Consider the following 23915-nt stretch of genomic DNA (forward strand, 5'->3'; position numbering starts at 1 on the left):
ATGGACAAGGTGGTCGCAACAGCGGCGCAGGCCGTCGCCGACGTGCCCGACGGCGCGTCGCTGGCCGTCGGCGGGTTCGGGATGTCCGGCGTGCCGGCGGCGCTGATCGCGGCGCTGCTCGAACAGGGCGCCACGAACCTGGAGACGATCAGCAACAACCTCGGCGTCGACGGGTTCGGGCTCGGCACCCTGCTCGCCGCGGGCCGCATCCGGCGCACGATCGGCTCCTACGTGGGCAACAACAAGGAGTTCGCGCGGCAGTACCTGGCCGGGGAGATCGAGCTCGAGCTCACCCCGCAGGGCACGCTCGCCGAGCGGCTGCGCGCGGGCGGCGCCGGGATCCCCGCGTTCTTCACGCCCGCGGGCGTCGGCACCCAGGTGGCCGACGGCGGGCTGCCCTGGCGCTACGACGCCGACGGCGGGGTGGCGGTCCGCTCGCCCCGCAAGGAGGTCCGCGAGTTCGGCGGGCGCGGCCACGTGCTGGAGGAGGCGATCGTGCCCGACTACGCGCTCGTGCACGCCTGGAAGGGCGACCGGCACGGCAACCTCGCCTACCGGCGCAGCGCGCGCAACTTCAACCCGGTGTGCGCCACCGCGGGACGGATCACGATCGCGCAGGTCGAACACCTCGTGGAGCCCGGCGAGCTCGACCCGGACGCCGTGCACACGCCCGGCGTCCACGTCCAGCGGGTGGTGCACGTGCCCGACGCCGCGAAGCCCGTCGAGTTCCGGACGGTGCGGTCGTGAAGCGCACGCGGGAGCAGCTGGCCGCGCGGGTGGCCGAGGAGCTGCCCGACGGGGCCTACGTCAACCTCGGGATCGGGATGCCCACCCTCGTCCCCGGGTTCGTGCCGCCCGGCCGCACGCTGGTGCTGCACTCCGAGAACGGCATCCTCGGCGTCGGCCCCTACCCGAGCGAGGACGAGGTCGACCCGGACCTGATCAACGCGGGCAAGGAGACCGTCACCGTCCTGCCGGGGGCGTCCTACTTCGACTCGGCAGCGAGCTTCGGCATGATCCGCGGCGGGCACGTCGACGTCGCCGTGCTGGGCGCCATGCAGGTCAGCGCCCGCGGCGACCTCGCGAACTGGGCGGTGCCCGGCAAGATGATCAAAGGCATGGGCGGCGCGATGGACCTGGTCCACGGGGCGGCCCGCGTGATCGTCATGATGGAGCACACCGCCCGCGACGGCGCCCCCAAGATCGTGCCGGAGTGCACCCTGCCGCTCACCGGCCTCGCCTGCGTCGACCGGATCGTCACCGACCTCGCCGTGATCGACGTGACCGACGGCGGGCTCGCGCTGGTCGAGACGGCGCCGGGCGTGAGCGCCGACGAGGTCCGCGCGGCGACCGGAGCGCCGCTGCGCTGAGGATTCCGAGGACCGCGCATCGGTGAAGTCGGAGCCTCAGGCGGCGGGGCCCAGCTCCACCGGCAGCTCGGTCAGGCCCCGGATCAGCGTGCTGCGCCGGTGCACGAGCTCCTGCGCGTCGACGGCGAGCGCCAGCTCGGGCCGGCGCGCCAGCAAGGCCGCGATCGCCTCCTGACCCTCGATGCGGGCCAGCTGCGCCCCGAGGCAGTGGTGCAGGCCGTGCCCGAAGGCGACGTGCCCGCCCGCGTCCCGGTCGACGCGCAGCTCCTCGGCGTCGTCGAACCGACCGGCGTCGCGGTTGGCGGCGGCCAGCGACAGGGTGACGACCGCGCCGGCCGGGATCGTGACGCCCGAGTACTCCACGTCCTCGGCCGCGAACCGCACCGGCGCGCTGTGCACCGGGGAGTCCCAGCGCAGGAACTCCTCGACGGCCGCGGGCAGCAGGTCGGGCCGCTCCTGCAGCAGCGCGCGCTGCGCGGGGTGGGTGAGCAGCGCGAGCACGCCGTTGCCGATGAGGTTGACGGTGGTCTCGTGGCCGGCGATGAGCAGCATCATCCCCATCGCGACGAGCTCCTCCTGCGACAGCCGGTCGCCGTCCTCGGCCACCTCGACGAGCGCGCTGAGCAGGCCGCCGTCGGGACGGGCGCGCTTGGCCTCGACGAGGTTCCCGAGGTAGGAGTGCATCGCGGCGGACGCGGCCTGGGCGTCGCCCTGCGCCGACTCGTCGACCATCGTCCGCGACCACGCGGCGAACTCGTCGCGGTCCTCCTTGGGCACCCCGAGCAGCTCGCAGATCACGAACACCGGCAGCAGGAAGGCGTACTCGGCCATGAGGTCCACGCGCCCCGCGGGCGGCAGCGCATCGAGCAGCTCGCCGGCGATCTCCTCCACGCGCGGGCGCAGCTCCTCCATCCGCCGCAGGGTGAACGAGCGCGACACCAGCTTCCGGAGCCGGGTGTGCTCCGGCGGGTCCATGAGGATCATCATCGGGATCGGCGTCGCCGGCATCGACGCGCGCTGCTCCGGCGGGAGCGTGTAGCGCCAGTCCTTGGACAGGCGCGGGTCGGCGAGCGCCGCGCGGACGTCGGCGTAGCGGCTGATGAGCCACACGGTGCCGTCGGGCCGCTGCACCTCGCGCACCGGTTCGTCGGCGCGCAGGGCCGCGTAGGCCGGGTAGGGATCGCGCCAGAACGCGCCGTCGAAGAGCTCGAGGGTGGCGGTCACTGATCCTCCCGCAGTCGATGTAAGCACCAGCTTACAGACGTCGCCGGAGGTCGCCGGAAAATCCGTGGCGCGCCGGATCGCCCGCGCCTATCGTTCCTCTCATGCGCCTGTAAGAGACGGCCGCCACGCGCGGCACCGCGGCCCGGGAGCCAGTCCCCCGCCGCCCCCGTCCCAGCCAACCGGCCGGCCCCGGACCCGATCCGGGAGCCGCCTCGGCTCCGCTGCGCCGGCCCCGTCACCCCTGCAGGAGGCACCCCTTGCGTGATCCGTTGCTCTCGTCCCTGCTCGCCGTCGACGGCGAGCCCGTTCCCGCCGACGCCGCTCCGGCGCCGGCCAACCGGGCGGCCCGTCGCGGCCGCGCGGGCCGGAAGACCCCGAGTGGAGCCGTCCACGCCGGCTCCTCGGGGCAGGCCCGCGCCGCGCAGGGCCGCCGGATCAACCCGGTGCGCCGCACCGGTTGATCCTCGCGGACGACCGAGCAGTACGAGCGCCACTCCGCTGAGGAGCGCTCGACGTCCTGCTGCTCGGTCGTCCGTGACCTCACCTCACGACGTACCGGAGGCACCCAGCCGCGCGAGTGCGGTGGCGCTCGGGCTGCCGGGATCCGCGGTGTAGAGCACCAGCCGCAGGTCGGTGCCGGGCACCAGCAGGGTCTGGCGGTCCAGCTCGAGCTCGCCGAGCTCCGGGTGGTGCAGGTGTTTGCGCAGCGTCGGCACGGGCCGCACGTCGTGGCTGCGCCATGCGGCGGCGAACTGCGGGCTGTGCGCGGCGTACTCGTCGACCAGCTCGCCGAGCGCGCGGTCGGCCGGGCGCCGGGCGCTGCTGGCGCGGAGGTCGGCGGCCGCCTGCCGGGCGAACCCGTCCTCCTCGCCCGCCGGTGACGAGCAGAGCGAGCCGCCCAGCCGGACGGACAGCCGCACGGTGTTGCGCTCCTCGACGGGCAGCCGGGCGAAATCGATGATCAACGCGACCGCCGCGGCGTTCCAGGCCACGACGTCCCCGCGCTCGTCGACCAGGTAGGCCGGAACCGGCCCGAGCCGGTGCAGCATCCGGCGGGCATCGGCGGGCACGGGCGCGCGGTCCCCGTCGGTGCCGGGTGCGGTCTGCCCCGCCAACCGCGCCAGGTACTCGCGCTCCGCCGCGGTGAGCCGCAGCGCCGTGCCCAGCGCGGCCAACACCTGCGGCGACGGGCGCGGCCCCCGGGCCTGCTCCAGCCGCTCGTAGTAGCTGTGGGACACCGCCGCCCGCTCGGCCACCTCCTCCCGGCGCAGCCCCGGAGTGCGCCGGGCCCGCCGGCCGGAGGCGTGGGCCGGCACCTGCTCCGGGCGCAACGCCTCCCGACGACGGCGCAGGAAGTCGGCCAGCTCACCTCTGCTCACGCCGACCAGCGTGGCACGGCGGCACCCGCCCCATCCACGGACCGGCGGTCCGGGTCTCACCCGTCCGTTCCGCGGCGGCGGCCCCCGCACCCAACCTGGTGTCGTCACACCTCGCGAGACGCTGGAGGACCACGGTGCCACGCACCCCCGAGCAGACGTTGCGGCTGCTGCTGGAACTGCTGCTGACCAAGGACATGGATGCGATCGCCGAGCTGTGGGCGCCGGACGGCGTCGCCGAGTTCCCGTTCGCGGAGGGCAGCTCGCCGGGCCGGGTGGCCGGGCGCGAGGCCGTGCGCGCCTACCTGGCCGGCTACCCGGAACGGATGGATGTGCGGGCGGTCCCGGAGGTCACCGTGCACCACACGCAGCATCCGGACACGGTCGTCGCCGAGTTCACCGCGCACGGGCGCACGGTCCGCACCGGCGAGCCCTACCGGTTGGACTACATCACCGTGATCACCACCCGGGACGGGTTGATCACCCGGTACCGGGACTACTGGAACCCGCTGGCCGCCGCCTCGGCGGCCGGCACGCTCCCCGATCTGCTCGGCTCGCTGGGTCCCGGGAGCGCCCGGTGACCGGCGTGCTGATCACCGGGGGCACCGGGAAGACCGGGTCCGCGCTGGCCGAGCTGCTGCGCAGCGGTGGGGTGCCGGTCCGCGTGGCCGGGCGCCACCCGGCGGCAGGTGATCCCGACGCGGTCCGGTTCCACTGGGACGACCCGGCCACCCACAGCGCGGCGCTGCGCGGCGTGGACCGGGTCTACCTGGTGCCTCCGCCGCTCACGGTGGACCCGATGCCGCTGGTCGGGCCGTTCCTGGCCGAGGCGGAGCGGCTCGGCGTGCGCCGCGTGGTGCTGCTCGGTTCCGCCATCGAGCTGCCCGGCGCCCCCGGCGCGCTGGAGATGGCCGCGCGGGTGCGGGCCCGGCCCGGCTGGGTGGTGCTGCGCCCGTCCGCGTTCATGCAGAACTTCCTGAGCCCGCACCCGATGGGCGAGCGGATCCGGCAGCACGGCGAGATCCGCACCGCCGCCGGGTCGGGCCGGGTGGGCTGGATCGACGCGCGCGACATCGCCGCCGTCGCCTCCGCGCTGCTGTCCGACCCCGACGGCCACCCCGGCGACGGGAGCGACCACCTGCTCACCGGCCCGAAGGCGCTCGGCTACGCGGATGCGGCGGCGATCATCACCGCCCGCACCGGCCGTCCGGTCCGCGTGCTGCGCAGCGGGACCGGCGAGGTGGCGGAGCAGTACCGGGCCGCAGGCCTGCCCGCCGGGTTCGCCGCCTCCCTCGCCGCCGTGGACGCCGGGCTCGCCGCCGGCCGGGACGACGCGGTCAGCACGGCGGTGCTCGACCTGACCGGTCACCCGCCCCGCACCTTCGCCGAGTTCGTGCAGGACCACGTCACCGAGTGGACGACCGACGGGCCTGCCACGCGGTGACGCCACCCGGGCCCGCCCCGTCAGCCGGGCCCGGGTGGCGGGCGGGTGCCGATCATCCGCAGCGCCAGGTCGGCGTAGAACTCGCCGAGGGCCTCGGGCGGGTCCGCGCCGTCGAGGCGGTACCAGCGCACGAGGTCGATGCCCAGCGACAGGATCGCGCGTACGGCGCGGTTGACGTCGGGGACGTCGAAGACGCCTTCCTCCACACCGCGTGCCACCGCGGAACGCAGCACCGCCGAGAACTGCTGCCGCAGGGCGAGGACGGCGGCGTGGTGCGCGGGCTCCAGGGCGCCCAGCTCGTACTGGCAGACCCGGGCGATGGTGTGGTGGCGGGCGTGCCAGGTCACGAGGCCGGCCACGAGCCGCCGGACGTAACGCGCGCTGTCACCGTCGTCGGTCCGGGACCGCAGCGCGTCCAGGGCGCGCTCGTGGCCGGTCCGCGCGATCTCGAACAGCAGCTCCTCCTTGGACGCGAAGTGGACGTAGAGCGCGCCCGGGCTCAACCCGACCCCCGCCGTGATGTCCCGCGTGGTGGTGGCGTGGAAGCCCCTGCGGGCGAAGCACCGCACCGCCGAGGCCAGCAGCGCCCGGGAGACCGGCGAGGTCCCCTCGTCCCAGAAGCGGTCGGGGACCTCACCTGCGTCGAGGTCCGCCACGGGCGCGGGTCGCCTCCCACCGCTGCGCCGATGTTCCTTCGACGGCATTGGTCCCCTCTCCCTCGTCAGGACGGGCTGCGGGCTCCCTTGACACCACCCCGGCCCACGGTAACTATGCGCTCAGTCACATGCGCTGCCAGCGACTCTCCGAACTGCCGACGACGACGTGCGGAGCGAGGTCACGATGGGGCAAGGACAGCCGGCGACCAGGGAGCTGACGGTCGTGCTGGACGGGTTCTCCTTCCTGGAGTGCCCGCGCTGGCGCGACGGCAGGCTGTGGGTCTCGGACTTCTACACCGAGAAGGTCGTGACGACCGACGGACGGGGCGGCACCGAGGTCGTGGCCGAGGTGCCCGGCCAGCCGTCCGGGCTCGGCTTCCTGCCCGACGGGCGCGCGCTCGTCGTGTCGATGCGCGACCACCGCGTCCTCGTGCGCGACGAGGCGGGAGAGCTCCGCGAGCACGCCGACCTGTCGGGCGTCGTCAGCGGGTTCCTCAACGACATGCTCGTCGACGAGCGGGGCCGCGCCTACGTGGGCAACTTCGGCTTCGACCTCATGGGCGGTGGCGCGCTGCGCTACACGACGCTCACCCGGGTCGACCCGGACGGCACCGTCACCACGGTGGCCGAGGACCTCGGCTTCCCCAACGGGATGGTGCTCCTCCCCGGCGGCGTGCTGGTCGTCGCCGAGACGTTCGCCGGGCGGCTGACCGCCTTCGACGTGGACGACGACGGGGGCCTGCACAACCGGCGGGTCTGGGCACAGTTCGGGGAGACCCCGCAGACCGGGGACGTCGGCGAGGCCGTGCAGCTGCTCGAGGTCGCCCCCGACGGCATCTGCGCGGACGCCGAGGGCGCGATCTGGGTGGCCGACGCCCTGCACGACCGGGTGCTGCGGGTCCGCGAGGGCGGCGAGGTCGCCGAGGAGGTCCCGGCCGGCACAGGGGTCTTCGCCTGCATGCTGGGCGGTGACGACGGCCGCACCCTGTTCCTGTGCGCCGCGCCCTCGTTCCCGGAGCACGAACGCCGCCCGGTCCGCGAGGCCCAGCTGCTGGCGGTCCGCGTCGACGTCCCGCACGCCGGCCTGCCCTGATCATCCCCTGCCGACCCGTCCGACCCGTTCCTGAACAGGAGGGGCCCCGTGGAGGTGTCCTGCGCTTTCCCGACCGCCCTGGACTCACCGGACAACATCGCGCTGGCCGAGCGCCTGGGCTACGCCCGGGCGTGGGTCTACGACACGCCGCAGCAGAGCCCGGACGTGTGGATGACCCTCGCGCTGGCCGCCGAGCGGACGGAACGGATCGGGCTGGGCCCCGGCGTGCTGGTGCCGAGCCTGCGCCACCCGATGGTCAACGCCGCCGCGACCGCCACCCTCGCCGCACTCGCCCCCGGCCGGGTCGCGATCTCCTTCGGCACCGGGTTCACCGGGCGCCGGGCCATGGGGTACCGCGCGATCACCTGGTCGTACATGGCGTCCTACATCCGCGCCTACCGGGGCCTGCTGCGCGGCGAGGTCGTCGAGTGGGAGGGCGCGCAGATGCGGATGATGCACCCCGACGGGCACGCACCCGCCCGCCCCGTCGACGTCCCCGTGCTGGTCGGCGCGCTCGGCCCCAAGGGCCACGAGGTGGCCCGCGAGCTCGGCGACGGGCTCTACCTCACGCTGCAGCTGCCGGAGTTCACGGCCGAGTACTCCTGGGTTCCCTACCTGGCATGGGGCACGGTGCTCGACGAGGAGGAGGCCGTGGACTCCGAGCGCGTCCGCGTGGCCGGCGGCCCGGGCTGGGCGCTGGCCTACCACGGCGCCTACGAGTTCGGCGGCCCCGACGCCGTGCGCGGGCTCCCCGGCGGCGCGCAGTGGTGGGACGTCGTGGCCGAGACGCCGCAGGAGCAGCGGCACCTCGCCGTCCACACCGGTCACTGCGTCCACCTCAACGAGGCCGACCAGGCGGCGTGGGACGCGGGCGGCCACGCGATGCTGCGGGACGTGACGATCAGCGGGACCCGCGCCCAGGTGCGGCACCGCCTGGACGAGCTCGCCTCCCGCGGCGTCACCGAGATCGTGTTCCAGCCCTGCGGCCCCGACATCCGCGGCGAGCTCGAGAGGTTCTTCGAGGCGGCCACCTCCGACCCGGACGGGTGATCGTCGTGGCTCCGTTGCGCTACGGTCACGGCGCCGCTACCGCCCGCACCCTCGCCAGGAGGACGTCTCCGTGACCGACCAGCCCCTTCCGGACATCCGCACCGACGTTCCGCACGGAGCCCGGATCTGGAACTACTGGCTGGGGGGCAAGGACAACTACGCCGCCGACCGGGAGATCGCCGACGCGGTGAGCGCGACGTTCCCCGAGATCGTGGACATGGCGTTCAAATCCCGCCAGTTCCTCAACCGCGCGGTGCGCTACCTCGCAGGGGAGGCCGGGATCCGCCAGTTCCTCGACGTCGGCACCGGCCTGCCCACCATGCAGAACACCCACGAGGTCGCGCAGTCCGTCGCGCCCGAATCCCGGATCGTCTACGTCGACAACGACCCCCTGGTGCTCGCGCACGCCCGGGCGCTGCTGGTCAACACGACCCCCGAGGGCGTCACCAAGTACGTCGACGCCGACTACCACGACCCGGCCCGCATCATCGAGCAGGCACGGGAGATCCTCGACTTCTCCCAGCCCGTCGCCGTGATGTTCATGGGCGTCTTCGGCTACGTCCCCGACTACGACGAGGCTCGAAGGATCATCTCGCACGTGGTCGACGCCACCCCGTCCGGCAGCTACCTGGCCCTCTGGGAGGGCACCAGCACCAGCGAGGCGGTCGTCCGGGGCGCCCAGGCGCAGGCCGACCTGGGATCGCCTTACCAGCTGCGCACCGTCGACGAGGTCGCGGGCTGGTTCGCGGGCACGGAGCTCGTCGAGCCCGGGCTGGTGCCGCTCACCCAGTGGCGGACGGACGGCGTCGAGGTCGGCAGGCCCGAGCCGATCGACGCCTACTGCGCCGTCGGGCGCAAGCCCTGACGCGAGCCCACCCGTGACCGTCGTGTGGTGGGCGGCCCCGGTGGCGCCTGTGGACGCCCCCGGGCTGCTCGCGCTGCTGGACGATCACGAGCGCGACCGGCTCGCCCGCTTCCGCCGCCCCGCCGACCAGGCCCGCTACCTCGCCGCCCACGCGCTGGTGCGCCTCGTGCTCGCCGAGGCCGCGGCTGGGCCCGCGGCCGCGCTGGTGTTCGACCGCACCTGCCGGTGCGGCGCGCAGCACGGCAAGCCGGTGCTGCCCGGCGGCCCCGGGTTCTCCCTGACCCACGCCGGCGACCTCGTCGGCGTGGCCGTCCACCCGCCGGGACCGGTCGGGCTGGACGTCGAGCAGGTCCGGGAGCTCACCGACCTCGCCGCGATGGCCGCGCACGCCTGCTCCCCCCGCGAGACCGTGCCCGACGCGGAGGCCTTCTTCACGCTCTGGACGCGGAAGGAGGCCCTGCTCAAGGCGGCGGGCACCGGGCTCGCGGCGCCGATGTCGGCGATCACGCTCGGCCCGTCGGGCGTCCTCGACTGGGCGGGCGAGGACGCCCCCGCCGGCCCCGTCTGGCTGCGCGACCTGCACCCGGCGCCCGGTTACCGCGCCGCCGTCGCCGGGTTCGGCGCGAGGCCCGCGGTCACCGAGGAGACCGGGGACGACCTGCTGGCTCAGGCCCGGTAGAGCTGCTCGGCGTAGGACGCCGGGCTGTAGTAGCGCTCGAGCTCCTCGAGCGGGGTGTCCTTGCGGACGAGGGCCTTCGAGATGCGGGCCGTGGACGGGATCGCCTCGTGGTCCCAGGTCTCGGGTCGCCACAGCTTCGAGCGCATGAACGCCTTCGCGCAGTGGTAGAAGACCTCCTCGATCGCCACCTCGAGCGCGAGGATCGGCCGGTGGCCCTTGACGACCATCTCGTCGAAGTACGGGGCGTCGCGCAGCACCCTGGCCCGCCCGTTGACGCGCAGGGTGTCGCTGCGCCCGGGCACCAGGAAGAGCAGGCCGACGTGCGGGTTGACCAGGACGTTGCGGTAGCCGTCCACCCGCTTGTTGCCGGGCCGCTCCGGGATCGCCAGCGTGTGGTCGTCGATCACGTGGGCGAGCAGGCCCGCGGGGTCGCCCTTGGGGGAGACGTCGCCGCGCCCCTCGGCGTCGCTCGTGCCGACGAGGCACAGCGGGGAGTGGGCGAGCCACACCCGGTCGATCGGGTCGAGGGAGGGGCGGACCTTCTCCGCGACCGCCGGCTGGGGCGTGCCGACGACGGCCTCCAGCTCGGCGATGCTGGTGATCTCGGTACTGGTCCCGGTACTGCTCTGGGTGGACGTCACGTTCCCAGGACGGTACGGCGGAAGATGTCGGGGTGTCCAGGGAGAATGTCGGTGTGGGCGCACGCTGGGTCCTCCACCTGGACATGGATGCGTTCTTCGCCGCGTCCGAGCAGCTCACCCGTCCCACCCTGCGGGAGCGGCCGGTGCTGGTCGGCGGGCTGGGGCCGCGGGCCGTCGTCGCCGGGGCGAGCTACCAGGCCCGCGTGTTCGGCGCCCGCTCGGCGATGCCGATGGGCCAGGCGCGGCGGCTGTGCCCGCACGCGGTGGTGCTGCCCGCGCGGTTCGCGCTCTACCAGGCGCTCAGCGCGCGGGTGATGGCCGTGCTCGCGGACGCCTCCCCCGTCCTCGAGCCGGTGTCGATCGACGAGGCGTTCCTCGAGCCGCCCGCCCTCGCCGGAGCACCGGCAGCCGAGGTGGAGCGGTTCGCCGCGCGGCTGCGCGCCGACGTGCGGGCCGCCACCGGCCTGCCGGCGTCGGTCGGCGCCGGCTCGGGCAAGCAGCTGGCCAAGATCGCCTCGGAGCTGGCGAAGCCGGACGGGATGCGGGTCGTCGCGCCCGCGCAGGAGCGCGAGGTGCTGGGGCCGCTCCCGGTGCGGTCGCTGTGGGGCGTCGGGCCGGTGGCCGAGGCCGGGCTGCACAAGCTCGGCGTCCGCACGATCGGCGAGCTGGCCGCCATGGACCTGCGCGAGGTGCACGGGCTGCTCGGCACGGCGATCGGCACCGAGCTGCACCGCCTCGCCCGGGGGATCGACGAGCGGCCGGTCGCGCCGCGGGGCACGGCCAAGCAGGTCAGCGCGGAGACCACGTTCGACACCGACCTCACCGCGATGACCGCGGTCCACGACGCCGTCACCCGGATGACCGAGGCCGCCCACCGCAGGCTCGTCGCGTCCGGGCGCGCGGCGCGCACCGTCACCGTGAAGGTGCGCAGCGCCGACTTCACGACGTCGAGCCGCTCCGAGACGGCCGCCTACGCGAGCTCCGACCTCGGGGCGTTCACGTCCGTGGCCCAGCGGCTGGCCCGCGCCGCCGTGCCCGAGGGCGGCGTGCGGCTGATCGGGGTGTCGCTGGCCGGGCTCACCGACGACCCGCCGCCGGCGCTCTTCGAGGCCCTCATGCCGGCGCCGGACGCGCCCGCCGCGGTGGAGGAGCCGCCGTCCGCGGTGGCCGAGCCCGCCGCGGACCCGGAGCGCCCCTGGCGGCCCGGCGACGACGTCGCCCACGCCGAGTTCGGGCACGGATGGGTGCAGGGCGCCGGGCACGGCCGCGTCACGGTGCGCTTCGAGACGCGCAGCACGGGCCCCGGCCGCGCGCACACGTTCGCGGCGGAGGACGCGGCCCTGACCCGAGCCGACCCTTTGGCCAGCCTCGACTGAGCACCTTGGGGCCTGAGGGCCTGTCAGGCCGGTGGGCGCCAGGGGCGGGGAGGGAGCACCGGGAGGCCGGTCGGGGCGCACTGGCCGCCGCGCTCGCCCGCCACCCGGAAGATCAGCCAGCCGATCAGGCCCGCGAGCAGGGAACCGGTCAGGATGCCGATCTTCGCGTCGGTCACGAGGGCCTCGTCGTCCAGCGCGAGCTCGGTGACGAACAGCGCCACGGTGAACCCGATGCCCGCCAGCCCGGCGCCGCCGATCAGCTGGCCCCACCGCAGGGTGTCGGGAACGCGTCCGAGGCCGGTGCGCAGCGCCACCCACGTGCCCGCCGACACGCCGATGAGCTTGCCGACCGTGAGCCCGACGATGATGCCCCACGTGATGGGTGAGACGAAGGCCGCGGCCAGCGTCTCCCCCGTGAGCACCACACCCGCGTTGGCCAGCACGAACAGCGGCACGATCACATAGCTGCTCCACGGCTGGATGCGCAGCTGCAGCCGCTCGTTGGGCGACACCGCCTCCGTCACCGCGGCCTGCGCGGCGAGCGCCCGCTCCGGGCTCGGGTCGAGCAGGAAGCTGCCGCCCATCACGTGCGCACGGGCGATGTCGCGCGGCCGCGGGGCGTAGGCGTTGACCAGCAGGCCCAGCACGACGCCGACGACGCTCGGGTGCACGCCGGAGTCGAGCACCGCGAGCCACATCACGACGCCGATCAGCACGTAGATCGGGGTGCGCCAGAACCGCGCGAAGCGCAGCCCGAGCAACGCCGCGAAGAGCACGACCGACACCAGGAGCGAGGTGAGGTCCACGTCCTCGGTGTAGAAGATCGCGATGGCCGCGACGGCGCCGATGTCGTCGACGATCGCGAGGGCCAGCAGGAACACGCGCAGCTGGTCCGGGCACCGCGGACCGACGAGCGCGAGCACGCCGATCACCACCGCGGTGTCCGTGGAGATCGCGATGCCCCACGCCCCCGCGCCCGGCCCGCCCGCGTTGAACAGCAGGAACAGCACGGCGGGGACGACGAGCCCGCCGATCGCCGCGATCGTGGGCGCCGCGAGCGCGCGGAGCCCGCGCAGCTCTCCGAGCACCATCTCGCGCGAGATCTCCAGGCCGACGCTGAAGAAGAACAGCACCATCAGCCCGTCGTTGACCCAGTGCCGCAGGTCGAGGGCGAGCTCCGTGCCACCGAAGGAGAACGCCACCTCGGTGTGCCAGAACTCCTCGTAGCCCGGGCCGAGGTTCGCCCACGCGAGGGCGAGCACCGCGGCGGTGAGGAGCAGCGCGGCCGACCCTGACTCGGTGCGCAGGAACGAGCGCGCGGCGCGGCTGAGGTCACCGCGCTCGGCTAAGGTCGTGACCGTCACCTGCATGATCCTGCCACCTGGAGATCCCGCCCGGATCTGCACGCCGTCCACGAGCCATGGAGGTCAGACGATGCCGCTCGAACCCCGCATCGGCAGCTACGACCACCTGCAGGGCGTGCTCGGCGCGGAGCTCACGCTGGTGGAGTACGGCGACTTCGAGTGCCCCTACTGCCGCCTCGCCGCGCCCGTGATCGACGAGGTCGTCACGCGCCTGGGCAACCGGATCGTCTTCGCGTTCCGGCACTTCCCGCTGGCCGAGCTGCACCCGTTCGCGCTGTCGGCCGCCGTCGCCGCCGAGGGCGCGGCGCTGAAGGGCCAGTTCTGGCCGATGCACGCCCGGCTGTACGCGGGCGACGAGCCTGCGTTGCGGCAGGAGGACCTGCGCCGCTACGCGGAGGAGATCGGCATCCCGCCGGAGAAGGTGCTCTGGCCCGCCACGCGGTTCGTCGAGGACCGGGTGGAGGCCGACTTCAACTCCGGCGTGCGCAGCGGTGTGCGGGGCACGCCGTCGCTGTTCGTCAACGGGGAGCTCTTCCACGGCTCGATCACGGTCGAGAACCTCCTCGACGCGCTGGAGAGCACGGCCCCGGCTCCTGTGGGCCCCGCTCTCTGATCCGGGAACACACCACCCGGCTCGCCGCGTTCGGATGATCGCGCGGCGACGAACGGGGGGCCAGGATGAGGGGTGTGCAGCGGTCGAGGTTGTTGAGCGTGGCGACGCTGCTGCTCGCCGTGCTCGCGCTGCTCGCGGCGGCCCGCGCGAGCTTCATCATGATCTACCTCGGCTTCGCCTACCGCGACGAGCTGAACCCGGTGACCGCCCCGCTGAGCTACTACGTCCTCGTCGACGGCGGCGAGCAGCTGTTCACCTCGGCCGCGGTGGCGATGGCCGTCGGGGCCCTCGCCGTGCTGGTCGGGATGGCGCGGTCGGGGGTGCGGATGGCCGGGCGCCCCACCGTCCTGTTCGCGGTGTGGGCGCTGTGCCTGGTGCTCGCCGCGGTGTTCCCCATCGACGACTCCCCGCGGATCCTCACCTTCGCCGGCTGGGTGCACCAGTTCGCCGGAGCCGGAATCCTCGCGCTGCTGTCGTTCGCGGGCCTCGCGGCCGCTCCGCGCCTGGCCGAGAGCCCGGCGTGGCGGCCCGTCGTCCCGACGGTCCGGATGCTCTCGATCGGCGCGGCCGTCATCGCCGCGGCCTACATCGTGGGCCGGCTGGACGACCTCGTGCCCGGGCTGTTCGGATCCGTCGACGTCGGAGGCGTCCTGCAGCGGGTGGTCCTCGGTTTCCAGGTCGCGGTCGTGTCGGCCCTCGCGGTCCAGCTCGTGCGCGTGTCGTGGTCGGCGGTCCGCTCGGGCGCAGCGACGGGGGCGGCGACGGGCGCGGCGGCCCCGACCGTGCTGCCCCGCCCCTGACGCAGCGCGCGGGAGTCAGCGCGCGCGTGTCGCGGTGGTCTTGTCGGTGGTCTTGTCGGTGGTCTTGTCGGTGACGCCGGCCGCGTCGAACGTGGCGACGTCCTGGAGGGCCTGGGCCGCGCTCTGCAGCACCGGGAGGGCCAGGAGCGCGCCGGTGCCCTCGCCGAGGCGCATTCCGAGGTCCAGCAGCGGCTCGAGGCCGAGGTGGGCGAGGGCGCGGGCGTGGCCCGGTTCGGCCGAGCGGTGACCGGCGATCCACGACGGCACCGCGGCCGGGGCGAGCGCGGCGGCGGCGAGCGCCGCGGCGCCTGCGCTCACCCCGTCGAGCAGCACCGGGACGCGCAGCGCGGCCCCGCCGAGCGCGAACCCGGCGAGTGCCGCGTGCTCCAGCCCGCCGAAGGCGGCGAGCACGCCGAGGGGGTCGGCCGGGTCGGGCCGGTGCCGGTGCAGCGCCGCCGCGACCACGGCCGTCTTCCGGGCCAGCGTGGCGTCGTCGACGCCGGTGCCGCGGCCCGTCACCTCCTCCGCGCCCGCCCCCGTGAACGCGCTGATCAGCGCCGCGGCCGCGGTGGTGTTGGCGATGCCCATGTCGCCCGTGACGAGGCAGCGGTTGCCCGCGGCCACCAGGTCGCGCGCGGTCTGGATCCCCACCCCGACGGCGGCCTCGACCTGCTCGCGCGTGAGCGCGGGACCGGTGGCGAGGTCGGCGGTGCCGTCGGCGACGCGCCGGGGCAGGAGGCCGGGCACGGGGTCGAGCGGGGGCGCGGCCACGCCGACGTCCACCACGCACACCTCGACTCCGAGCCGCCGCGCGAACGCGTTGACCACCGCTCCCCCGCCGAGGAAGTTGGCCACCATCTGCGCGGTGACCTCCTGCGGCCACGGCGTCACGCCCTGCGCGTGCACCCCGTGGTCACCGGCGAACACGGCCACCGCGGCGGGCTCGGGCACCGGCGGCGGGCAGGTCCCGGCGATGCCGGCGAGCGCGATGGCGAGGTCCTCCACGCGGCCGAGGGCCCCGCGCGGCTTCGTCATCCGGTCCAGCCGCTCGACGGCGGCGGCCCGGGCCGTGGCGTCCCCAGGGGTGATCGCGGCGACGGTCTCGGCGAGCAGGTCGCGCGGGAAGCAGTCCCGACGAACGGCACTTTCGTCGGCTAGGTACCGACGAGAGTGCCGTTCGTCACGGGGATCGGGGTTCACAACGCTCCGCCTCGGCCCGTGCGCTTCGGTGGGACTATCAGCGTCGCCAGGTACGGGCCCCGCTTCCGGGGATCGAGGTCCTTGGCCGGGCGGATGTCCTCCTCCGGCAGGCCCAGGCCGGCGCCGTACACGGCCTCGTCCAGGCGTCCGGTCTCCTCCAGCACGGCGAGGGTCTCGGGCAGCATCCGGCCGAACTTGTAGGCGGCCACGGCGTCGCCGCGCTCCAGGGCCTCGCGGAACCGCTCGGGTCCGGCCGTCATCGGGAACAGGGACAGCGGCTCCCGGCCCTCCACCAGCGGTGTGCCGGAGCGGGCGGCGAGGTCCTGCATCGCCGTGATGCCCGGGACGAGCTGCACGTCCAGCTCCCCCAGCACCTCCCGCACGGAGGCGGCGAGGTAGCTGAAGGTGGAGTAGACGCACGGGTCGCCGATGGTCGCGAACACCGCGGTGCCGCCCGGGTGCGCGGCGAACCAGGCCGCCACCTGGGCGGCGGCGGCGTCCCACGCGCGCTCGCGCCGCTCGGTGTGCTCGCGGTCGTGCAGCGCGAACACCACGCGCTCCACCCGCCACGCCTCGGCGTAGTAGAGGACGGTCTGCTCGGCGCGGCCGGTCTCCCCGGAGTCGGCCACCGGGACGAACACGACGTCGGCCTTCGCGAGCAGGTTCGCGGCCCGGACGGTGACCAGCTCGGGGTCGCCGGGTCCGACGCCGACTCCGACCAGGGTGTTCACTCCTGGCCCTCCAGGTCCCCTTCGAGGTCCAGATAGGTCTGCCGGAGCCGGTCGAGCACGGCGTCGTCGGGCTTGGCCCACATGCCGCGGTCGGCGGCCTCGAGCAGCCGCTCGGTGATCCCGCGCAGCGCCCAGGGGTTGCTCTTCTCCATGAACGCGCGGTTGGTCTCGTCGAACACGTAGCTCTCGGCGAGCCGGCCGTACATCCAGTCGTCGACGACGCCCGCGGTGGCGTCGTAGCCGAACAGGTAGTCGACCGTGGCCGCGAGCTCGAACGCACCCTTGTAGCCGTGGCGCTGCATCGCCGCGATCCACTTCGGGTTCACGACGCGGGCGCGGAAGACCCGCTTGGTCTCCTCGGCCAGCGTCCGCGTCTTGACGGCCTGCGGCACCGCGGAGTCGCCGACGTAGGCCGCGGGCGAGCGGCCGGTGAGCGCGCGGACCATCGCGACCATGCCGCCGTGGTACTGGAAGTAGTCGTCGGAGTCGACGATGTCGTGCTCGCGGGTGTCCTGGTTCTTCGCCGCCACCGCGATCCGGCGGAACGACTGCTCCATGTCGGCGCGCGCCTCGCGCCCGTCGAGGCCCCGGCCGTAGGCGTAGCCGCCCCAGACCGCGTAGACCTCGGCGAGGTCGGCGTCGCTGCGCCAGTTGCGGGCGTCGATCAGCGGCAGCAGGCCCGCCCCGTACGCGCCCGGCTTCGACCCGAAGATCCGCGACGTGGCGCGGCGGCGGTCGCCGTGCTCGGCCGTGTCCTCCTCGACGTGCGCGCGCAGGTAGTTCTGCTCGGCCGGCTCCTCCAGCTCCGCGACGGCCCGGATCGCGTCATCGAGCAGCGTGATGACGTGCGGGAACGCGTCGCGGAAGAACCCCGAGATGCGCACGGTGACGTCGATGCGCGGGCGGCCCAGCTCGTCGAGCGGCACGATCGCGAACCCGGTGACCCGGCGCGACGCGTCGTCCCAGACCGGGCGGCACCCGATGAGCGCGAGGATCTCGGCGAGGTCGTCGCCCTGGGTGCGCATGGCGCTCGTGCCCCAGACCGTGAGCCCGACGCTGGACGGGTAGGCGCCGGTGTCGGCGAGGTGGCGGGCGACCAGCGAGTCGGCGAGCGCCGAGCCGATCTCCCACGCACTCCGCGAGGGGATCGCCTTCGGGTCGACCGAGTAGAAGTTCCGCCCGGTCGGCAGCACGTTGACCAGCCCGCGCGTCGGCGAGCCGGACGGCCCGGCCGGGACGTAGCCCCCGTCGAGGGCGTGCAGGACGGCCGTGACCTCGTCGGTGGTGCGCTCCAGGCGCGGCACGACCTCGCGGCAGCCGAAGTCGAGCACGGCCACGACGGAGGGGATCTCCTCGCCCAGCAGGTCGGCGCAGACGGCGGCGGGCTCGGCCCACCCCCGCTCCTGCAGGCGGGTGACGAGCGCCCGGGCCACGCCCTCGAGGACGTCGACGAGATCGGCTCCGGTGACGGCAGGCCCGGGGGCGACGGCGAGGAGCCGCCCGAGCCGCGCCGGCCCAGGTTCAGGAAAGCCACTTTCATGAACCTGCAGGACAGGAAAGTGGCTTTCCTGAACTTCGGAAGCGGCCGCTCCGGGGCGCTCGCCCGGGTTCGCCAGGAGCGCCTGCTCGTCCCAGCCCGCCCACGCCGCCAGGGCCGCGCGCAGGCCGGGGAGGGCCGCCTTCCCGCCCCACACCTGGCTGGCCCGCAGGATCGAGAGCACCAGGTTCACCTGGGCCTCGTCGGCCGGCGGGCCCCCCAGGATGTGCAGGCCGTCCCGGATCTGGACGTCCTTGACCTCGCAGAGGTAGCCGTCGATGTGGAGGATGAAGTCGTCGAAGTCGTCCTCGCCGGGGGCCGCGTCGACGTGCAGGTCGTGGTGCAGCTGCGCCGCCGTCACGACCTCCCAGATCTGCGTGCGCAGGGCCGGGAGCTTCGCCGGGTCCATCGCCTGCACCGTGGCGTACTCGTCGAGCAGCTGCTCCAGCTTGGCCATCTCGCCGTAGGTGTCGGCGCGGGCCATCGGCGGCACGAGGTGGTCGACCACCACGGCGTGCCCGCGGCGCTTGGCCTGCGTGCCCTCGCCGGGGTCGTTGACGATGAACGGGTAGACCAGCGGCAGCTCGCCGAGCACGGCGTCGGGGGCGTCCTCTGCGGCGAGGCCGAGGCCCTTGCCGGGCAGCCACTCGAGGGTGCCGTGCTTGCCCAGGTGGATCACCGCGTCGGCGCCGAAGCCCTGCTGATCTGCTGAGGCGTCCAGCCAGCGGTAGGCGGCCAGGTAGTGGTGCGAGGGCGGCAGGTCCGGGTCGTGGTAGATCGCCACCGGGTTCTCGCCGAACCCGCGCGGCGGCTGGATCATCAGCACGACGTTGCCGAAGGTCAGCGACGCCAGGACGATCTCGTCGCCGTCCACGTAGAGCGACCCCGGCGGCTCCCCCCAGTGCTCCCGCATCCCGTCGGTGAGCGGGGACGGCAGGGCGTCGAACCAGCGCCGGTAGTCGGCCAGGCGCACGCGGGCCGGTGCCGCGGCCAGCTGCTCCTCGGTGAGCCACTCCACGTCGTGGCCACCGGCCGCGATGAGCGAGTGGATCAGCTCGTCGGAGTCCTCGGGGAACTCGCCGACCGCGTAGCCGGCCTCCCGCAGCGCGCGCAGCAGCACGACGGCGGACGCGGGCGTGTCCAGCCCGACCGCGTTGCCCACCCGCGAGTGCTTCGTCGGGTAGCTCGACAGCACCACGGCCAGCTTCCGGTCCGCGACCGGGGTGGCGTGCAGCCGCGCGTGCCGCACCGCGAGCCCGGCCAGCCGGGCGGCGCGCTCGGGGTCGGCGCGGTAGACGGGGATGTCGTCGCCGGGCTCGGTCTCCTTGAACGAGAACGGCACCGTGATCAGCCGGCCGTCGAACTCGGGGATCGCGACCTGCATCGCGGCGTCCATCGGGGAGAGCGCGGCGTCCGACTCCGCCCACGTCGCGCGCGAGGTCGTCAGGCACAGCCCCTGCAGGACGGGCACGTCGAGGGTGGCGAGGGCGCCCGCGTCCCAGGAGTCCTCTTCACCGCCCGCGCTCGCGTCGGCGGCGACCGTGCCGCCGGCCGCGAGCACCGTGGCGACCAGCGCGTCCGCCCCGCCCAGCAGCCCCATCAGCTCCGGCTGCGCGCCCCGCAGCGAGCCGCAGAACACCGGCAGCGCGTTGGCTCCACGGGCCTCGATCGCGTCGCACAGGACGTCGACGAACGCGGTGTTGCCCGACAGCGCGTGGGCCCGGTAGAAGACCACGCCGACGGTCGGGCGCGCCGGGTCCTGCACCCGCGAGCCGTGCACCCCGAACTCCGGCGTCGCGGCGGGCGGGTCGAAGCCCTCGCCCGTGAGCAGCACGGTGTCGGACAGGAACCGGTGCAGCTCCCGCAGGTTCGCGGTGCCGCCGGCCGCCAGGTAGGCCAGCGCCTCCGACGCGACGCCCGCGGGCACCGTGGACGCGGCCATCAGCTCGGCGTCCGGCGCGGACTCCCCGCCCAGCAGCACGACCGGCAGGCCGGACGCCACCAGCGCGTCGACCCCCTCCGGCCACGCCCGGCGCCCGCCCAGCAGCCGCAGCACCACGACGGCCACGCCGTCGAGCAACGGAGGCAGCCCGTCGGGCTCGACGCGGGCCGGGTTGGCGGTGCGGTAGAGCGCCCCGGAGCTGCGGGCGGCCAGCAGCTCGGTGTCGGCGGTGGAGAGCAGCAGGACGGGCTGCGTCATCGGTGTTCCTCCCGAGGGTCCGCGCCCTCTGCTCGGTGGAGTCGTGACGGCAGCGAGTGTCTGGCTCCCGGGGTCGCCCCCGGTGACAGTGGCGGGACCGCGCCGGACTCGCACCGGCTTCCTGCACTGCCGTCGCGAGCACTGCAACACACCCGCGGGTCGCGGGTCAACGCGGGGTGATGATCCCGACCGTCCCGGCGACGCCGGCGTGACCGACGAACGGCACTCTCGTCGGCTAGGTACCGACGAGAGTGCCGTTCGTCGGGAGGCGGGCGGCGGTCACTCCCGGCCCACCTGCGTCGTGAGCACCCGGGCGGCTTCGGCGATCTCGCGGGCGCGGTCGCGTTCGGCGGCCCCCTGCTCGCCCTTGACGTTGGCGGCGAGGAGCTCGGCCGCCGTCGCCGCCGCGCCCGCCGCGAGGTGGACGGCCGCGGCCGCGTCGCTGCGCAGGTTGGGGTTGCCGTTCAGGACGAGGTCGGCGGCGAGGCCTGCGACCTCGCCGGCCACGTCGGCGATCACGACGGGGACCGCAATGGTGTCCGCGCGGGCCCGCGCGACCGCCTCCGCCCGGCCGGGCTCGTCGCGCGGCCGCCGGGTCGCGGCGAGGAACGCCCCGTACGCGGCGGCGTCGGCGTCGGCGAGCGGGGCCGCCGCGGCGCGCAGCTCGTCCGCCCGCGCGGCCACGGCGCCGTCGCCGAACCGGGCGGCCATGCCGGTGAGCCCGGCTGCCATTGCCGTGACGAGCGCGGCGACCCCGCCCCCGCCGGGCGCGGGCGTGCGGGCGGCGACGGAGTCGAGCAACTCGCGGACGGTCAGGTCGAGCAGGGACCGCTCCGGTTCAGAGGCTGCATCGGGCACGCGGCCACTCTCGCAGACCGCCGGGCCCGCGCTCCTGCCGCACAGATCCCGTCGTGGCCGCACACACCACAGGACGTGTGTGCGGCGCAGGTCGGGTCTGTGCGGCGGTTCAACCGCCGCCGTCGGTGACCCCGTCAGCCAGGCCCGCCACCGACCCCACCACGACCACCGCGGGCGGGTTGATCCCCTGCTCGCGCACCGCGTCGGCGACCGTGGCCAGCGTGGCGCGCAGCGAGCGCTGGATGCGCATCGTGCCGTCCTGCACCACGGCCACGGGCGTGTCGGCGGGGCGGCCGCCGTCGATCAGCGCCGCGGCGAACGCCCCGATCCGCTCGACCGCCATGAGCAGCACCACCGTGCCGCGCAGCCGCGCGAGGGCGGGCCAGTCGACGAGGCTGCGCGGGTCGTCCGGCGCGACGTGCCCGGACACCACGACGATCTCGTGCGCCACGCCGCGGTGGCTGACCGGCACGTCGGCGACGGCCGGGGCGGCGAACGCGCTCGTCACGCCAGGCACGACCGTGACCGGCACCCCGGCCTCGGCGCAGGCCAGCGCCTCCTCGAAGCCGCGGCCGAAGACGTAGGGGTCACCGCCCTTGAGCCGCACCACGAACTTGCCCGCCCGCGCGTGCTCGACGAGCAGCTCGTTGATCCGCGCCTGGTTCATCGCGCGCCCGTAGGGGATCTTGGACGCGTCGATCACCTCGACGTGCGGGGCGAGGGAGTCGAGCAGGTCGCGGGGGCCGAGCCGGTCGGTGACCACGACGTCGGCGCGTGCGAGCAGCCGCCGCCCGCGCACCGTGATCAGCTCGGGGTCGCCGGGACCGCCGCCGACGAGCGCGACGCCCGGGTGCACCGGCTCCGCGGAGTCGTCGACGAGGCCGGCGTGCAGGGCCTCGACCAGCGCCGTGCGGACGGCGGCGGAGCGGCGCGGGTTGCGCCCGGCGAGGACGCCGACGGTGAGCCCGTCGTGGCGCCCGACGGCGGGGGTGACCGCGCTGCCGGCCGGGGCGTCGTCGGCGCGGACGCAGAACACGCGCCGCTCGTGGGCCTCCGCGCCCACCGCGGCGTTCACGTCCGCGTCGTCGGTGCAGGCGATCGCGTACCAGGCGCCGTCGAGGTCGCCGGGGCGGTAGCCGCGCGCGGTCCAGCGCACCTCGCCCGCGCCTGCCATGCCCTCGACGGCCGGGGTGACCTCCGGGGCGACGACCTCCACGTCGGCGCCCGCCGCGAGCAACCCGCCGAGGCGGCGCTGGGCGACGACGCCGCCGCCGACCACGACGACGCGGCGGCCGGCGAGGTCGAGCCCGACGAGATACGGGTCCATGGGCAGCATCATCCCGCCTGCACGTGACCGTGCCCGTGCCCGTGTCCGTGCCCGTGGGACGGGTCGTCCGGGTGGTGGTGCGGGGTCTGCGCGGCGCCGAGCTTGTCCTCGAACCCGGGCAGCAGCACCCGGTAGGCGCAGGTGTCGCAGTTCATCCGGATGTCGCCGTGCAGGGCCTCGCGGTAGCGCTCGAGCACCAGCTCGGCGAGCTGGGGGCAGTCGCCGATGTGCGGGGCCACGCGCACGTCGACGTCCGGGTGCGCGGCGGCGAACGCACGGGCCTGGTCGCCGACGCGGCGCGGCAGCACGCCGTCGAACAGGAAGTAGGGCGCCACGACGACGCGGCGCGCGCCCAGCGCCCGGCAGCGGGCGAGGCCGCCGGGCACGTCCGGGCCGGTCAGGGAGACGAACGCGGGCTCGACGAAGTCGTAGCCGCGACCCTCCTGCAGCAGCCGGGCGACCTTGCAGACCTCGGCGTTCGCGTCCGGGTCGGTGGAGCCGCGGCCGACGAGCAGCACGGCCGTGCCCTCCGCGGGCGCGACCTCGGCGATGCGGGCCTCGACGGCCTGCTGCAGCAGCGGGTGCGGGCCGAGCGGGCGCCCGAAGACGTAGCCGGTGGCCGGGTCGCGCACCACCTCGCGCTGCAGGGCCGCGGGGATGTCGCCCTTCGCGTGCCCGGCGGCGACCAGCACCATCGGCACCGCGGCCATCGTCGTGTGCCCGCGGCCGGACAGGTCGGTCCAGGCCTCGTGGACCGTCGGCGCGGACAGCTCGATGAAGCCGCCCGCGGCATCGATCCCGTCGGCGGCGAGCAGCCCCCGCATCCGGTCGGTGAACGCGACGAACTCCGCGACGCCCCCGGCGTCGACCGTTCCGTGCCCGACGAGCAGCAGCGGCGCGCTCACGGTGCCTCCTCGGCGTAGAGGAGCGCGTTGACGGCGGCGGCCGCGACCGCCGCACCGCCGCGCTCGCTGCGGTTGGACACGGCCGGGAGCCCGGACGCGCGCAGCGCCGCCTTGGCGTCGACGGCGCCGACGAACCCGACCGGCAACCCCACGACGAGGGGGGTGCGCAGCAGCCCCTCGGCGGCGCAGCGGACGAGCTCGGCCAGCGCGGTCGGGGCGTTGCCGATGGCCCACACCGCGCCGTCGGGGTGCTGGGCGACGGCGGCGCGGATCCCCGCGGCCGAGCGGGTGAGCCCCGGCTCCGGCGCGGCGGCCAGGTCGAGCGCGACCGTCGCCTGCCGGGCGGTGATCCCGGCGGCGACCATCCGCACGTCCGTGACCAGCGGCGCGCCCGCGAGCAGCGCCTCCCGGCCGGCGCGCAGGGCGTCCTCGGCGGTGACGAGGTCGCCCACCCACGTGGTGTCGGCGCTCGTGTGCACCACGCGCTCGACGACGGCGCGGGTGAGCGGCGGCAGATCGGTGGTGTCGAGCCTGCGGCGCAGGATCGCGTACGACTCCTGCTCGATCGGGTGCACGGCGGCGCGCGCGTTCACGGTGCTCCTCCCC

24 protein-coding genes and 1 riboswitch are annotated in these 23915 nt (G+C 75.0%); of the genes, 12 read left to right on the forward strand and 12 right to left on the reverse strand.

Annotation, left to right across the window (positions count from 1 at the left end; genetic code table 11):
* Positions 1 to 747 carry a CoA transferase subunit A gene (locus tag FB558_RS04500; protein ID WP_142053683.1) on the forward strand — a complete coding sequence of 249 codons (747 nt, stop codon included), beginning with the start codon at positions 1 to 3 and terminating at the stop codon, positions 745 to 747.
* Positions 744 to 1370 (forward strand): CoA transferase subunit B, encoded by a 627-nt coding sequence (locus FB558_RS04505; protein ID WP_142048381.1) that lies wholly within the window; start codon positions 744 to 746, stop codon positions 1368 to 1370. The genes FB558_RS04500 and FB558_RS04505 overlap by 4 nt, the downstream gene beginning before the upstream one ends.
* 36 nt (positions 1371 to 1406) lie before the next feature.
* Here FB558_RS04505 and FB558_RS04510 read toward each other — a convergent pair whose 3' ends face one another.
* The gene (locus FB558_RS04510; RefSeq protein ID WP_142048383.1) at positions 1407 to 2594 is read right to left on the reverse strand and encodes a cytochrome P450 family protein; all 1188 of its coding nucleotides are present in this window, start codon (positions 2592 to 2594) and stop codon (positions 1407 to 1409) included.
* Between the two features lie 257 nt (positions 2595 to 2851).
* On the opposite strand from FB558_RS04510, the gene FB558_RS04515 reads away from it, so the two are divergent.
* A complete protein-coding gene (locus tag FB558_RS04515) occupies positions 2852 to 3055 on the forward strand; it encodes a hypothetical protein (protein WP_142048385.1) in 204 nt (67 codons plus the stop codon).
* Positions 3056 to 3139: 84 nt separating this feature from the next.
* Here FB558_RS04515 and FB558_RS04520 read toward each other — a convergent pair whose 3' ends face one another.
* Positions 3140 to 3973 (reverse strand): helix-turn-helix transcriptional regulator, encoded by an 834-nt coding sequence (locus FB558_RS04520; RefSeq protein ID WP_142048387.1) that lies wholly within the window; start codon positions 3971 to 3973, stop codon positions 3140 to 3142.
* Between the two features lie 134 nt (positions 3974 to 4107).
* Here FB558_RS04520 and FB558_RS04525 point away from each other — a divergent pair, with 134 nt between their 5' ends.
* The gene (locus FB558_RS04525) at positions 4108 to 4551 is read left to right on the forward strand and encodes a nuclear transport factor 2 family protein (protein ID WP_142048389.1); all 444 of its coding nucleotides are present in this window, start codon (positions 4108 to 4110) and stop codon (positions 4549 to 4551) included.
* Positions 4548 to 5414: a Rossmann-fold NAD(P)-binding domain-containing protein gene (locus FB558_RS04530; RefSeq protein ID WP_142048391.1), complete on the forward strand. Its 867-nt coding sequence runs from the start codon at positions 4548 to 4550 to the stop codon at positions 5412 to 5414. The genes FB558_RS04525 and FB558_RS04530 overlap by 4 nt, the downstream gene beginning before the upstream one ends.
* A 20-nt stretch (positions 5415 to 5434) precedes the next feature.
* Here FB558_RS04530 and FB558_RS04535 read toward each other — a convergent pair whose 3' ends face one another.
* Positions 5435 to 6070, reverse strand: a complete 636-nt coding sequence (locus FB558_RS04535) for a TetR/AcrR family transcriptional regulator (RefSeq protein ID WP_246106248.1) — start codon at positions 6068 to 6070, stop codon at positions 5435 to 5437.
* Between the two features lie 184 nt (positions 6071 to 6254).
* Here FB558_RS04535 and FB558_RS04540 point away from each other — a divergent pair, with 184 nt between their 5' ends.
* The 4 genes from FB558_RS04540 to FB558_RS04555 all read left to right on the forward strand — a co-directional run bounded on the left by FB558_RS04540 (position 6255) and on the right by FB558_RS04555 (position 9757).
* The gene (locus FB558_RS04540) at positions 6255 to 7163 is read left to right on the forward strand and encodes an SMP-30/gluconolactonase/LRE family protein (RefSeq protein WP_142048395.1); all 909 of its coding nucleotides are present in this window, start codon (positions 6255 to 6257) and stop codon (positions 7161 to 7163) included.
* Positions 7164 to 7211: 48 nt separating this feature from the next.
* Positions 7212 to 8213 (forward strand): LLM class flavin-dependent oxidoreductase, encoded by a 1002-nt coding sequence (locus FB558_RS04545; protein ID WP_142048397.1) that lies wholly within the window; start codon positions 7212 to 7214, stop codon positions 8211 to 8213.
* A 70-nt stretch (positions 8214 to 8283) separates the two neighbouring features.
* Positions 8284 to 9078: an SAM-dependent methyltransferase gene (locus FB558_RS04550; RefSeq protein WP_142048398.1), complete on the forward strand. Its 795-nt coding sequence runs from the start codon at positions 8284 to 8286 to the stop codon at positions 9076 to 9078.
* A gap of 13 nt (positions 9079 to 9091) precedes the next feature.
* Positions 9092 to 9757 (forward strand): 4'-phosphopantetheinyl transferase family protein, encoded by a 666-nt coding sequence (locus FB558_RS04555; protein ID WP_142048400.1) that lies wholly within the window; start codon positions 9092 to 9094, stop codon positions 9755 to 9757.
* On the opposite strand, the gene FB558_RS04560 is transcribed toward FB558_RS04555, so the two are convergent.
* Entirely contained in the window at positions 9745 to 10398 is a 654-nt protein-coding gene (locus FB558_RS04560; RefSeq protein WP_142048402.1) for a pyridoxamine 5'-phosphate oxidase family protein, read from the reverse strand. The two genes, FB558_RS04555 and FB558_RS04560, sit on opposite strands and share 13 nt — an antisense overlap.
* 53 nt (positions 10399 to 10451) lie before the next feature.
* Between FB558_RS04560 and FB558_RS04565 the strand changes: the two genes are divergently transcribed.
* Positions 10452 to 11774 carry a DNA polymerase IV gene (locus FB558_RS04565; RefSeq protein WP_281288550.1) on the forward strand — a complete coding sequence of 441 codons (1323 nt, stop codon included), beginning with the start codon at positions 10452 to 10454 and terminating at the stop codon, positions 11772 to 11774.
* A 23-nt stretch (positions 11775 to 11797) separates the two neighbouring features.
* On the opposite strand, the gene nhaA is transcribed toward FB558_RS04565, so the two are convergent.
* Positions 11798 to 13138, reverse strand: coding sequence for a Na+/H+ antiporter NhaA (gene nhaA, locus FB558_RS04570; RefSeq protein WP_142048403.1), 1341 nt, complete (start codon positions 13136 to 13138; stop codon positions 11798 to 11800).
* Between the two features lie 70 nt (positions 13139 to 13208).
* Between nhaA and FB558_RS04575 the strand changes: the two genes are divergently transcribed.
* Both FB558_RS04575 and FB558_RS04580 read left to right on the forward strand, forming a co-directional pair.
* A complete protein-coding gene (locus FB558_RS04575; protein ID WP_142048405.1) occupies positions 13209 to 13751 on the forward strand; it encodes a DsbA family protein in 543 nt (180 codons plus the stop codon).
* 98 nt (positions 13752 to 13849) lie between these two features.
* The gene (locus tag FB558_RS04580) at positions 13850 to 14551 is read left to right on the forward strand and encodes a DUF998 domain-containing protein (RefSeq protein ID WP_170231186.1); all 702 of its coding nucleotides are present in this window, start codon (positions 13850 to 13852) and stop codon (positions 14549 to 14551) included.
* 15 nt (positions 14552 to 14566) lie between these two features.
* Here the strand turns inward: FB558_RS04580 and cobT are convergent, their stop codons facing one another.
* The 7 genes from cobT to FB558_RS04615 form a co-directional block, all read right to left on the reverse strand.
* Complete coding sequence (gene cobT / locus FB558_RS04585) at positions 14567 to 15751, reverse strand: nicotinate-nucleotide--dimethylbenzimidazole phosphoribosyltransferase (protein ID WP_142048409.1); 1185 nt, start codon at positions 15749 to 15751, stop codon at positions 14567 to 14569.
* Complete coding sequence (cobI, locus tag FB558_RS04590; RefSeq protein ID WP_142048411.1) at positions 15748 to 16482, reverse strand: precorrin-2 C(20)-methyltransferase; 735 nt, start codon at positions 16480 to 16482, stop codon at positions 15748 to 15750. The genes cobT and cobI overlap by 4 nt, the downstream gene beginning before the upstream one ends.
* Positions 16479 to 20219 (reverse strand): cobaltochelatase subunit CobN, encoded by a 3741-nt coding sequence (gene cobN / locus FB558_RS04595; protein WP_142048414.1) that lies wholly within the window; start codon positions 20217 to 20219, stop codon positions 16479 to 16481. Before cobN ends, cobI begins: the two co-directional genes overlap by 4 nt.
* Before the next feature lie 34 nt (positions 20220 to 20253).
* Positions 20254 to 20368, reverse strand: a riboswitch (cobalamin riboswitch).
* A gap of 130 nt (positions 20369 to 20498) precedes the next feature.
* On the reverse strand, positions 20499 to 21077 hold the full coding sequence (locus tag FB558_RS04600; protein WP_170231187.1) for a cyclodeaminase/cyclohydrolase family protein: 579 nt from the start codon (positions 21075 to 21077) through the stop codon (positions 20499 to 20501).
* A gap of 109 nt (positions 21078 to 21186) precedes the next feature.
* Positions 21187 to 22404 (reverse strand): uroporphyrinogen-III C-methyltransferase, encoded by a 1218-nt coding sequence (cobA, locus tag FB558_RS04605; RefSeq protein WP_425467965.1) that lies wholly within the window; start codon positions 22402 to 22404, stop codon positions 21187 to 21189.
* Positions 22405 to 22412: 8 nt separating this feature from the next.
* On the reverse strand, positions 22413 to 23309 hold the full coding sequence (locus FB558_RS04610) for a sirohydrochlorin chelatase (protein WP_142048420.1): 897 nt from the start codon (positions 23307 to 23309) through the stop codon (positions 22413 to 22415).
* Entirely contained in the window at positions 23306 to 23902 is a 597-nt protein-coding gene (locus FB558_RS04615) for a precorrin-8X methylmutase (protein WP_142048422.1), read from the reverse strand. Before FB558_RS04615 ends, FB558_RS04610 begins: the two co-directional genes overlap by 4 nt.
* Between the last annotated feature and the right edge of the window lie 13 nt (positions 23903 to 23915).

It is taken from the genome of Pseudonocardia kunmingensis (assembly GCF_006716445.1).
In the GTDB taxonomy this organism is placed as follows: domain Bacteria; phylum Actinomycetota; class Actinomycetes; order Mycobacteriales; family Pseudonocardiaceae; genus Pseudonocardia; species Pseudonocardia kunmingensis.

Coding starts and splice junctions, on each gene's coding strand:
- FB558_RS04500 (WP_142053683.1), top strand. CDS start 1: ATGGACAAGGTGGTCGCAACAGCGGCGCAGGCCGTCGCCGACGTGCCC.
- cobN (WP_142048414.1), bottom strand. CDS start 20,219: ATGACGCAGCCCGTCCTGCTGCTCTCCACCGCCGACACCGAGCTGCTG.
- FB558_RS04575 (WP_142048405.1), top strand. CDS start 13,209: ATGCCGCTCGAACCCCGCATCGGCAGCTACGACCACCTGCAGGGCGTG.
- FB558_RS04540 (WP_142048395.1), top strand. CDS start 6,255: ATGGGGCAAGGACAGCCGGCGACCAGGGAGCTGACGGTCGTGCTGGAC.
- cobA (WP_425467965.1), bottom strand. CDS start 22,404: ATGGACCCGTATCTCGTCGGGCTCGACCTCGCCGGCCGCCGCGTCGTC.